Here is a 10,873-nt window from a genome sequence, read left to right as displayed (position 1 = left end):
CCTTCCCTCATCCGTCGCCTCGCGGCGACACCTTCTCCCCCCGAGGGGAGAAGGAAAAACCTCAGGGCTTCTTCGGCTCGGCCGGCTTGTCGGCAGGCGCCGCGGCCGGCTTGTCGAGCCGCTCGATCTTGGCCTTCTCGCGCAGCGCCAGCACGATGTCCTGCTGGGCCTTGCGCTCGAGATACTGGCTGATCTGCGGCTTGACCTCGTCGAATTTCGGCAGCGGCTTGGTGCGCTTGTCCTCGAGCTTGATGACATGCCAGCCGAACTGGCTCTTCACCGGCGCCGAGACCTGCCCCTTCTCCAGCTTGAAGGCAGCCTCGGCGAATTCCGGCACCATGCGCTCCTTGCTGAACCAGCCGAGATCGCCGCCTTCCTTGCCCGAGCCCGGATCCTTCGAGAGCTCGGCCGCGACCTTGGCGAAATCCTCGCCCTTCTTGACGCGCTCGGCCGCCGCCTTGGCCTTGGCCTCGTCCTCGACCAGGATATGGCGGGCATGCACCTCTTCTTCCGGCGTCATCGCCTTGAGGGTGTCGTCGAAGAGCTTCTGGGCGGCCTCAGGCGTCGCCGCCTTCTTGGACTCGCTGGTCAGATACTCGTCGAGCAGGACCTTCTCGCGATAATAGGCGAGCCGGGCCGCGAAATCGGGCCCGTCCGCGATCTTGGCGTCCAACGCCGCCTTGGCGCCGAGCTTCAGGTCGACCATGTAGTTGACCAGTTCGTCGCGCTTGCGCTCCTCCGGCAATTGCGCGAGGCGCTCGGCCAGGTCCTCGCTGGCAAGCGTCAGGTCGCGCTCCGTGATCGTGATGCCGTTGACCGTGGCGACGACCTTGTCCGCCTGCGCGAGGGCCGGCAGCGCGGCCATGGGAGCGGCGGCCAAAGCGAGGCCGAGCGACAGCATGGCGAAACGGGACAGCTTCATCGGGACGGCCTTTCGCTGATGTCCGGAATGGTTCTGGCGGCTCCACTGCCAGTTGAACACGGCAAAGGCAAGGCGATTGAGCTACTTACGCCCCGCGATCACGAAGCTTTGCGGCAGCCCGGCGCGGCGATTCGCGATGTGGCGGCCCTTGCCCTTGGCACATGCCGTGCAAAACCCCACATCCCGGGCGAACCACGCCGCATGATCGGCGCGCCGGCTCCGGCAAGGCGACGCTGGACCCCGCCCCCGCACGCGTCTAAACACGCGGTCGAATTGAGATAATCCGGCTTCCGTCGGCGCAGGACCATGACCCGCGCCGACCGAGGCCAGGCACTGAAAGAAGGCCAGACATGCTTGGCGCGCTCGCAAAGAAACTCTTCGGCTCGTCGAATGACCGGCGCGTCAAGGGCTATGGCCCCCGCGTCGCTGCGATCAATGCCCTGGAGCCCGAGGTCGCCGCGCTCTCCGACGAGGCCCTGCGCGGCCGCACCGAGGAGTTCCGCCAGCAACTGGCGAATGGCGCCAAGCTCGACGACCTGCTGGTGCCGGCCTTCGCGACCGTGCGCGAGGCCGCCAAGCGCGTGCTCGGCCAGCGCCCCTATGACGTTCAGCTCATCGGCGGCATCGTGCTGCACGAGGGTGCGATCTCGGAAATGAAGACCGGCGAAGGCAAGACGCTGGTCGCGACCTTGCCGACCTATCTCAACGCGCTCGAGGGCAAGGGCGTCCACGTCGTCACCGTCAACGACTACCTTGCCCGCCGCGACGCCGAGTGGATGGGCAAGCTCTACAACTTCCTCGGCCTCAGCACCGGCATCATCGTCCACGGCATCGACGACGAAGACCGCCAGAAGGCCTATGCCTGCGACATCACCTACGGCACCAATAACGAGTTCGGCTTCGACTATCTGCGCGACAACATGAAATACGAGGTCGCGCAGATGTCGCAGCGCGGCCACCATTTCGCGATCGTCGACGAGGTCGACTCGATCCTGGTCGACGAGGCGCGCACGCCCCTGATCATCTCCGGCCCGCTCGACGACAAGTCCGACCTCTATGTCGCGATCGACAAGATCCTGCCGGGCCTCGTCAAGACCGATTACGAGGTCGACGAGAAGCAGCGCGCCGTCTCGCTGACCGAAGCCGGCAACGAGCATATGGAGGAATTGCTGCGGCAGGCGGACCTGCTCAAGGAGGGCGGGCTCTACGACGCCGGCAACGTCACCCTGGTCCACCACGTCAACCAGGCCTTGCGCGCCCATACCCTGTTCACGCGCGACAAGGACTATATCGTCCGCAACGACGAGGTCGTCATCATCGACGAGTTCACCGGCCGCATGATGCCGGGCCGGCGCTATTCGGAAGGCCTGCACCAGGCGCTCGAGGCCAAGGAGCATGTCACCGTCCAGCCCGAGAACGCGACGCTGGCCTCGATCACCTTCCAGAACTATTTCCGGCTCTACTCGAAGCTCGCCGGCATGACCGGCACGGCCTCGACCGAGGCCGACGAGTTCTTCCAGATCTACAAGCTCGAGGTCCTCGAGATCCCGACCAACCTGCCGGTCTCCCGCAAGGACGAGGACGACGAGGTCTATCGCACCTTCGAGGAGAAGGTCCGAGGCGTGATTCGCGAGATCAAGGCGGCGCAGGAACACGGCCAGCCCATGCTGGTCGGCACCACCTCGATCGAGCGCTCGGAGCTCGTCGCCGAGATGCTGGTCAAGGAAGGCTTCAAGCAGATCGACTTCGAGGCGCCCAATGCGCTGGAGCCGATCTACGCCGCCGCGCGCCAGGGCAAGCCGTCCAACCATTTCGCCGTGCTGAACGCGCGCTTCCACGAGCAGGAAGCCTATATCGTCGCCCAGGCCGGCGCGCCGGGCGTGATCACCATCGCCACCAACATGGCCGGCCGCGGCACCGACATCCAGCTCGGCGGCAATGCCGACATGCGCATCAAGCATGATCTCGGCGACATGCCCGAGGGCGACGAGCGCACCAGGCGCGAGCAGGAGATCCGCGCCGAGGTCGCCGATTTCAAGCAGCGCGTGCTCAAGGCCGGCGGCCTCTACATCGTCGGCACCGAGCGCCATGAGAGCCGGCGCATCGACAACCAGCTCCGCGGCCGCGCCGGCCGCCAGGGCGATCCCGGGCGCTCCAAGTTCTTCCTGTCGCTGCAGGACGACCTGATGCGCATCTTCGGCTCCGACCGCATGGACGGGATGCTGCAGAAGCTCGGCCTCAAGGAGGACGAGGCCATCGTCCATCCCTGGATCAACAAGGCGGTCGAGAAGGCGCAAGGCAAGGTCGAGGCGCGCAATTTCGACATCCGCAAGAACATCCTGAAATACGACGACGTCATGAACGACCAGCGCAAGGTCGTCTTCGAGCAGCGCCGCGACTTCATGCGCCAGGAGACGGTGCGCGAGACCATCGACGACATGCGCCATGGCGTCGTCGAGGACGTCGTCACGCGCCGCATCCCGGAAGAGGCCTATCCCGAGCAATGGGATGCCGCCGGCCTGCGCGAGGATGTCCTGACCTTCCTCAATCTCGACCTACCGATCGAGGACTGGGCCAAGGAGGAGGGCATCGCCGATGCGGAGCTGCGCGAGCGCATCCGCACCCAGGCCGACCAAGCCTATGCCGACCGCATCGCCCGCAACACCGACGAGGTCATGGTCTATGTCGAGAAGCAGGTGCTGTTGCAGACGCTCGACCATCTCTGGCGCGAGCATCTCGTCACGCTCGACCATTTGCGCCAGGTCATCGGCTGGCGCGGCTATGCCCAGCGTGACCCGCTGAACGAGTACAAGCAGGAGGCCTTCGAGCTCTTCGACGGGCTGATCGGCCGGTTGCGCGAGCAGGTCACCGGCAACCTGATGCGGATCGAGGTGCGCTTCGACCAGCCCGACGATGGCGGATTGCCGCCGCAGGACGGCCCGGCCCCCGGCCTCGGCGGCGACTATGGTGGCGGCGGCGGCCTGCAATATGCGGCGATCGAGGGCGACCTCGCCGTCGCCGACCGCGACCCTACCGACCCGTCGAGCTGGGGCAAGGTCGGCCGCAACGAGCCCTGCCCCTGCGGCTCGGGCAAGAAGTTCAAGCACTGCCACGGCCAGTTCGCCTGACGGCAGGAGCGACACCGGACAAAAAAAGGGCCGCTCGAAAGAGCGGCCCTTTTCGTTGGCGGCGAACTATGTCGGCGCAGTCACTTCGGCGCGAAGATGCCCGTGCTGCTCGCCGTGATGTCGAAGGACAGCGTCGCGACGACCGTCGGGTTGCACCATTTGGAGCGCCCCGAGCCCGAAACGATGCCGCGCGGATCGGCGGTCAGCGCGAAGCACTCAGTCTTGGACAGGCTGGTGTCGTGATAGCGCAGGTCGGCGGTCAGGCTCTTGTAGGTGTAGGAGACGCCGGCGTTCCAGTAGGTGTAGTCGGGCAGATCGACCGGAGCCGGGAAATAGATGCTCATGCTCGGCTTGCTGATCCAGTAATGGCCGAGCTCGCCCGAGACCGCGAGGCCTTCGAGGAACGGAAGGTTGTACTTGGCGGTGACCGAGCCATAGGTCGCGTCCGCGCCGGTGCCGAGCCAGTCCCAGGCATAGAAGACGTTGGCGCCAACCGTGAACTTGTCCTCGAAATTATACGAGACCTTGCCGTAAACCTCGGTGAAGTCGGTGTTCTTCGGCGTCCAGTAGCCGCCGGCCAGGTCGATATACTGCTTCTCGTTCGGGTAGTAGTACTGCCACACGCCGAGATCGAAAGTCACCGGCCCGAACTTGGGCCGGATACCGCCGTAGAAATCGACCTCCGCCGGGGGGCTGGTGGCGAGATCGACATTCGAGGCGTAGATGCCGGCATAGAACAGGTTGTCGTAGAATTGCAGCTCGACGCCGCCCTGGACGGCGGGCTTGCGATCGGTCTGCGAAATGCCGCGGAAATTATAGTCGGTCATCCCCTTGATGCTGATCGCCGCATCGATCCACGTGATGCTCGGCGGCAGCGGCGCGGGCGGTGCGCCCTTGCGGCTCGGGAGATCGGAGGCTTCGGCCGCGCCCGCCAGGAGAACGAACGACAACGCTGCGCCAGCTGCCGGAAGACGTATCGAATCGAAGACCATGACCTGCTCCGTCGAGGGACCGAAATCGCGCGGAATCTGCCGCGTTTCGGTCACAATCAAGCAGGCGGAACCCTGATTTCAGCAAGACGAGCTTTTCAGCAGAGCGCACAAGGAACAAGCAGAAGCCGGCTTCGCAGCAGGTTCTGCGCCTCAGAAATGAGCTTTGTCGATAAAGTTGCGCGCGAGTGGCAATTTTGTCACGCCACTGGGAAGCCGGCGTGACCTGACTGATTCTAGCGCGTCGTCGGCCCGCTGGCGTAAGCGGCGGTCGACTGGTCGACCCGCGTCGTGCGCAGCTTGTTGTCGGTGGCGCGCCGCGGCGGCAGCGGCGCACGCACGCTGGTCGGGGTGGCCGGCACGACGGAGGCGACGGGAGCGGCGGCAGGCTCGTCCGCCACCGGCTGCTGCGACGAGCCCCCAATCAGCGGCACGAAGCTCAGCGCGCGCTGGTAGAACGGCCGGCTGTCCGGCTGCTCGGCAGCAGCAACGGCGACAGGAGCGGCGCTGGCCTGGACCGGAACCTGCTGCGCTGCGCCGGGCAGGACCTTGGCGACCTGCGTCGCCGCAGAGGTCGGCGCTGCGGCCGGCTTCGGCGCGGCTGCGGGCGCGACGGGCGCTGCCGCCGGCTTGCTCGGCTCCTCGGCTGCCGCCGAGGCGACGGCGACGAGGATGGCGTCGTTATCGGCCGATGTCGCCCGCACGGTGGCCTTGGCGCGGCCCTTGTCGTCGAGCACGACGACGCGCGGACCGGCGGTCAACGCGTCGGGACGGCTGATGCCGACATCGCGCGAGGCCCAGGACACCGATTTGTTCAGCGAATCCGAACCGCCGGCGACGAGCGTGCGCTTGAAGGAGGAATGCTGGTCGCCGTCGTCATAGATCAGCTTGATCGCCGGCGTACCTTTGGCGACCAGCGCGGCGACCTGGACCTCGTCCTGCCGGCGCTTCTGCGCGACCGCGTCGTCGGTGTTGCCGCCGTTGAAGATGTAGCGACCGCCGCTGACGGCGACCTGCGGCTCGTCCTTGGCGATCTCGAAATAATCCGTGCCTTCCTTCAGGTTCTTCCAGAAGGCGATATTCGGATCCATCCGGTGCTTGGCGAGATTCTCCGGCGTCATGCGGAAGGGCAGCGCCTGCATCTGCACGGCCTTCTGCCCGGCATTCTGCGCCTCGCGCACCAGCGCGTAGATCTCGCCGATCTGGTCGTCGGTCATCGAATAGCAGCCGGCCGAGGAGCAGGCGCCATGCACCATCAGATGCGCGCCGGTGCGGCCAAGCGACCGGTCATAGGCGTTGGGATAGCCCATGTTGAACGAGACGTAATAGGACGAGTTCGGATTCATCTGCGCCGGCGAGATGGCGTAGAAGCCCTCCGGCGCCATCCGGTCGCCCTCGCGGACCTTCGGGCCGAGTTGGCCCGACCAGCGGCACATCGGGAAGGTCTTGAGCAGCGCATAGCGGCCATCGGGCTTGCGCTTCCAGACCTCGAGCTCCGATTCCTTCTTGTAGGAGCGGATCAGGATCGGCTGGTCCTTGCTCATGCCCTTCTCGGACATCAGCGCATAGGTCGCCGACGGGATCGGGATATTATGGCGAGCCGAGCCGCTATAGCGGCCCTCCTCGCAGGCGCCCAGGGTCAGAGCAACGAGCGCCACGAGGGCGAAATGTCTTGCTGCCACGTCGTCGATCCCATTGATCAATCGGTCGTCACCGACCTTGTATCACTCAAGACGGCCAAATTATGCCGCTCAATATGGTATTAGAACCGTTAGGCTTGAGCGTTCCTTACCATAGCGCCTTCGCATCTGGCCATATGGTCAATGAAGCCTGAAGCACTCCGGCGTCGAGCGTCACAAATTTACAAGTTCCGGCCGATCGCCAGGAACTTCTCCTCGCGCTGCGCGACGATCTGCGCGGGCTCGAGGCCCGCCATGTCCGACAGCGCCGCTGCGATCGCATCGCCCGCCCGCGCGATCGCAGCCTGCGGGTCGCGATGGGCGCCGCCGGTCGGCTCGCCGACGATGCGGTCGATGACGCCGAATTTCAGCAAGTCCTGGGCCGTGATCTTCATGCCGGTCGCGGCATCCTGGGCGCGGGCCGTGTCGCGCCACAGGATCGACGCCGCGCCTTCCGGCGAGATCACCGAATAGATCGCGTGCTCCATCATGAGGACGCGGCTGGCGGCGGCGATCGCGATCGCGCCGCCCGAGCCGCCCTCGCCGATGACCAGTGCCACGCTCGGGCTTCTCAGGCCAAGCCAGGCCTCGGTGGAGCGTGCGATCGCTTCCGCCTGGCCACGCTCTTCCGCCTCGATTCCCGGATAGGCGCCGGCGGTGTCGACGAAGCTCAGCACTGGCAGGCCGAAGCGGTCGGCGAGTTCCGCCAGGCGCACGGCCTTGCGATAGCCCTCCGGCTTCGGCATGCCGAAATTGTGCCGGATGCGCGTCTCGGTACTGTTGCCCTTCTCCTGGCCCAGCACGCAAACCGGCTCGCCACGGAAACGCCCGAAGCCGCCGACGATCGCCTCGTCCTCGCCAAAGACGCGGTCGCCGGCGAGCGGCGTGAATTCGGTGATCAGCGCAGCGCAGTAATCGTTGAAATGCGGCCGCTGCGGGTGCCGCGCGACCAGCGTCTTCTGCCACGGCGTCAACGCGCCATAGAGGTCCCTCAGGGCCTGGCTCGCCTTGACGTCGAGCTTGCCGATCTCCTCGGACAGCGCATAGCCTTCGCCCTTGGCCTCCAGGGCGCGCAACTCATCCGCCTTCGCCTCCAGTTCGGCGACCGGCTTTTCGAAATCAAGGTAGCTTCGCATCGTGATCCAGTTCTGGGCCCGCGCCATCGATCCGCTCGCGCTGGAAAACGGATGCCGGGGCGCGAAAAGCGGCGGACCTTGGCCGCGCCACGGCGCGCTTGTCAACCCGCGGGCGTCTTCCGCGGCGCGTCCGTGATTCGGGGCGTCGGCGTCGCCTGCGGCAGCAGGACCGGCCGGAAGGCGAAGCTCCGGCGCGTCGCGCGCAGCGGCGCCCGCTGGTGGAACTGCTTGGTGGCGTCGATGACATGGACCCCGGCGAAAGGCAGCGACAGCCCCGACCCGACCCGCTCCCAGGCCGGGGCCGAGCGCATGAAGAGCGGGCGCTTGAGCGGCGGCACATAGAGCGCCTCCGTCCACTTCTCCGGCGCCAGCGTCGCCGCGCGCATCAGCGCCTCGAGCTGGGAACGGCTGAACGGCCGGCCATGGCCGAAGGGCGTTCCGTCCATCCTGGCCCAGAGGCCGCGGCGATTGGGCGCGACCACGAGCACGCGCCCGCCGGGGCTGAGCACGCGGGCGACCTCCTCCAGCAGATCGTCAGGGCTCTCCGTCTCCTCGAGCGCATGGACGAGCACGACGCGGTCGACCGAGGCCGTCGGCAGCGGCAGCAGGGTCGGCTCGACCAGCGCCGAAGCCGACAGCCCCTCGGAGGGCCAGTTCACGACGCCCTGCGCCGCCGGCATGAAGGCCAGGACCCGCTCGGCCTTCGCGCCGAGCACGGACAGATATGGCGTCGAGAACCCGAGACCGAGCAGGCGCTGGCGTGCGCAATCGGGCCAGAACCGCAGCATCGCGCGGCCGATGAAGCGCCGGGCCACATGGCCAAGCGGGCTGGCATAGAAGGCGCGGAGATCGACGACGTCGAGGGCCATGGCCATCGACATGGAACGCGGCGCGCGCGAACGCAAGAGGCCGGCGCCGGCTGCCGGCCATGCCAGGCTCCGGCTTGATCGCGAGCCGGCCTTGCCGCATGCAGGGCGCATAGATGGCAAGCTCCCGGAGTCTCCCATGTCCCTCGACATCCATGTCTTCCGCACCCTGAGCGACAATGCCGGCGCGCTGATCCGCGATCCCGCGACCCATGCCTGCGCGGCGGTCGACGTTCCCGACGCCGGCCAGGTCCTCGCTGCGGCCGAGGAGAAGGGCTGGACGATCACCGACATCTTCGTCACCCACGCCCATTTCGACCACACTCAGGGCGTGGCCGCGGTCAAGCAAGCGACCGGCGCGACCGTCTACGGACCGGCCGATGCGAAGGACGCGGCCCCGCTTGACCATGTCGTCGGCGAAGGCGATCGCGTTCCGCTCGGCGGCTTTGTCTTCGACACCTGGCATACGCCGGGCCATTCCGACGGACACCTGACCTATGTCGGCGAGCAGACCCGGCTCGCTTTGGTCGGCGACGTCGTCTTCGTCATGGGTTGCGGCCGCGTCCAGCCCGGGCAATTGCCGGCGATGTGGACCTCGCTGTCGCGCATCATGGCCCTGCCCGACGAGACGAAGCTGATCACCGGCCACGACTACACGCTGGCCAATGCCCGTTTCGCCATGGCCATGGATCCGGCCAATGCCGCGCTGAAGGCGAGATTCGCCGAGGCCGAGGCGGCGAAGGCAGAGGGACGTTTCTGGGCCCAGACCACGATCGGCGAGGAGAAGGCGACCAATCCCTTCTTCCGCGCGAGCGAGGGCGCGCTCGCAGCGGCCGTCGGCCTCGTCGGCGCGCAAGCAGGCGAGGTCTTCGCGGCGCTGCGCGAAGCCAAGAACAGGTTCTGAGCCGACCGGGTCCTGAGCCATGACGATGAACCAGCTCGGCGGGATGAGCGCGGCGGAGGTGATCCGGCTGCTCGATCTCAGGCCGCACCCCGAAGGCGGCCATTACCGCGAGACCTTCCGCGACGAGGCCGGGCCGGCAGGCCGCGGCCATTCGACCGCGATCTACTATCTGCTCGATACCGGCGAGACCTCCGAATGGCACCGCGTCGACGCGGCCGAGATCTGGCATCACTATGCCGGCGCGCCGCTGGTGATCAGCGTCTCGCCCAATGGCCATGACGCCTCGGCCCATCATCTCGGCTGCGATCTCGCCACCGGCCAGCGCCCGCAATTCGTCGTGCCCGCCGGCTGGTGGCAGAGCGCGACCTCGCTCGGCGCCTGGACTCTGGTCGGCTGCACCGTGGCGCCGGGCTTCGATTTCGCCGGCTTCGAGATGGCGCCGCCGGGTTGGCGGCCGCGGCCGCGCGCGGGGGGACAGGGCTGATGGCCATCACCGATCTGCCGGAGGACCCGGCCCGCGTGCTCGAATGCGAGCGGCGCATCGTCAACGCCTGGCCCGCGCCCTCCACCCTGCTCGTCGGCGACTGGGTGGTGCGCTTCGCCAATGGCTATTCCGGCCGCGCCAACTCGGCCTCGCCGCTGAAGCCCGGCGCCGAGCTCGACGACGCGACGCTCGATCTCATCGAGGAGTTCTACCGGGCCGACGGGCTGCCGCCCTGTATCAGGCTGACCCCGCTGACGGCGCCGGCGACGCGCGAGCGCATCCTTGCCCGCGGCTATCGGCTCAAGGACGCATCCCACGGGCTGATCGCCGGGCTCGACGGCGTCGATCCGGCGATCGAGCCGGATCTCCAGATCGAGGCGCGCCCGAGCCAGGACTGGATCGCCGGTGTCGCGGCGCATCAGACCGGCCCGAAACGCAACGAGGCCAATCTCGCGGCCATCGTCGAGAAAGTGCGGCTGCCGGCCGCCTTCGCGACCTTGCTGCTGGCCGGAGAGCCGGTGGCATACGGCATGGGCGTCGCCGAGCGCGGCATGGCCGAGATCGGCTCCGTCGTCGTCGATCCCGGTCGCAGGGGTCAGGGCCTCGGACGCCGCACCGTGGCCGGGCTCATGGCCTGGGCCAGGCTGGTGGAGTGCGAAAGCGCCTATCTCCAGGTCGACCAGACCAACACGGTCGCGCTAGGCCTCTATGCCAGCCTCGACTTCCGCCGGCTCTATTCCTACGAGACGCGAATTCTAGACTGAG

9 protein-coding genes are annotated in these 10,873 nt (G+C 67.1%); 4 read left to right on the top strand and 5 right to left on the bottom strand.

The window, feature by feature from the left end:
• Positions 1 to 61: 61 nt before the first annotated feature.
• The gene (locus ACTIF2_RS25870) at positions 62 to 922 is read right to left on the bottom strand and encodes a peptidylprolyl isomerase (protein WP_439500011.1); all 861 of its coding nucleotides are present in this window, start codon (positions 920 to 922) and stop codon (positions 62 to 64) included.
• Between the two features lie 350 nt (positions 923 to 1,272).
• Here ACTIF2_RS25870 and secA point away from each other — a divergent pair, with 350 nt between their 5' ends.
• Positions 1,273 to 4,050 carry a preprotein translocase subunit SecA gene (secA, locus tag ACTIF2_RS25865; protein WP_439500010.1) on the top strand — a complete coding sequence of 926 codons (2,778 nt, stop codon included), beginning with the start codon at positions 1,273 to 1,275 and terminating at the stop codon, positions 4,048 to 4,050.
• Between the two features lie 80 nt (positions 4,051 to 4,130).
• On the opposite strand, the gene ACTIF2_RS25860 is transcribed toward secA, so the two are convergent.
• The 4 genes from ACTIF2_RS25860 to ACTIF2_RS25845 form a co-directional block, all read right to left on the bottom strand.
• Entirely contained in the window at positions 4,131 to 5,000 is an 870-nt protein-coding gene (locus tag ACTIF2_RS25860) for a TorF family putative porin (RefSeq protein ID WP_439500009.1), read from the bottom strand.
• 275 nt (positions 5,001 to 5,275) lie between these two features.
• Entirely contained in the window at positions 5,276 to 6,721 is a 1,446-nt protein-coding gene (locus ACTIF2_RS25855) for a L,D-transpeptidase family protein (RefSeq protein ID WP_439500008.1), read from the bottom strand.
• Positions 6,722 to 6,900: 179 nt separating this feature from the next.
• Entirely contained in the window at positions 6,901 to 7,854 is a 954-nt protein-coding gene (locus tag ACTIF2_RS25850; protein WP_439500007.1) for an acetyl-CoA carboxylase carboxyltransferase subunit alpha, read from the bottom strand.
• Positions 7,855 to 7,955: 101 nt separating this feature from the next.
• Entirely contained in the window at positions 7,956 to 8,723 is a 768-nt protein-coding gene (locus tag ACTIF2_RS25845) for a class I SAM-dependent methyltransferase (protein WP_439500006.1), read from the bottom strand.
• Positions 8,724 to 8,859: 136 nt separating this feature from the next.
• On the opposite strand from ACTIF2_RS25845, the gene gloB reads away from it, so the two are divergent.
• The 3 genes from gloB to ACTIF2_RS25830 are packed head-to-tail and all read left to right on the top strand — an operon-like array spanning position 8,860 to position 10,872.
• Positions 8,860 to 9,624, top strand: a complete 765-nt coding sequence (gene gloB / locus ACTIF2_RS25840) for a hydroxyacylglutathione hydrolase (RefSeq protein WP_439500005.1) — start codon at positions 8,860 to 8,862, stop codon at positions 9,622 to 9,624.
• 43 nt (positions 9,625 to 9,667) lie between these two features.
• On the top strand, positions 9,668 to 10,108 hold the full coding sequence (locus ACTIF2_RS25835) for a cupin domain-containing protein (protein WP_439500012.1): 441 nt from the start codon (positions 9,668 to 9,670) through the stop codon (positions 10,106 to 10,108).
• Positions 10,108 to 10,872, top strand: coding sequence for a GNAT family N-acetyltransferase (locus tag ACTIF2_RS25830; RefSeq protein ID WP_439500004.1), 765 nt, complete (start codon positions 10,108 to 10,110; stop codon positions 10,870 to 10,872). The genes ACTIF2_RS25835 and ACTIF2_RS25830 overlap by 1 nt, the downstream gene beginning before the upstream one ends.
• Position 10,873: the final 1 nt, after the last annotated feature.

It is taken from the genome of Allobosea sp. (assembly GCF_051860145.1).
Taxonomy (GTDB): Bacteria; Pseudomonadota; Alphaproteobacteria; order Rhizobiales; family Beijerinckiaceae; genus Allobosea.
Note: the sequence above shows the minus strand (reverse complement) of the source record. Positions and strands in the feature narration are given on the sequence as shown.

Bases quoted from the DNA above. Each gene is read 5' to 3' on its own strand.
- ACTIF2_RS25870 (WP_439500011.1), bottom strand. From the start codon at position 922: ATGAAGCTGTCCCGTTTCGCCATGCTGTCGCTCGGCCTCGCTTTGGCC.
- secA (WP_439500010.1), top strand. From the start codon at position 1,273: ATGCTTGGCGCGCTCGCAAAGAAACTCTTCGGCTCGTCGAATGACCGG.
- ACTIF2_RS25850 (WP_439500007.1), bottom strand. From the start codon at position 7,854: ATGCGAAGCTACCTTGATTTCGAAAAGCCGGTCGCCGAACTGGAGGCG.
- ACTIF2_RS25845 (WP_439500006.1), bottom strand. From the start codon at position 8,723: ATGGCCCTCGACGTCGTCGATCTCCGCGCCTTCTATGCCAGCCCGCTT.
- gloB (WP_439500005.1), top strand. From the start codon at position 8,860: ATGTCCCTCGACATCCATGTCTTCCGCACCCTGAGCGACAATGCCGGC.
- ACTIF2_RS25835 (WP_439500012.1), top strand. From the start codon at position 9,668: ATGAGCGCGGCGGAGGTGATCCGGCTGCTCGATCTCAGGCCGCACCCC.
- ACTIF2_RS25830 (WP_439500004.1), top strand. From the start codon at position 10,108: ATGGCCATCACCGATCTGCCGGAGGACCCGGCCCGCGTGCTCGAATGC.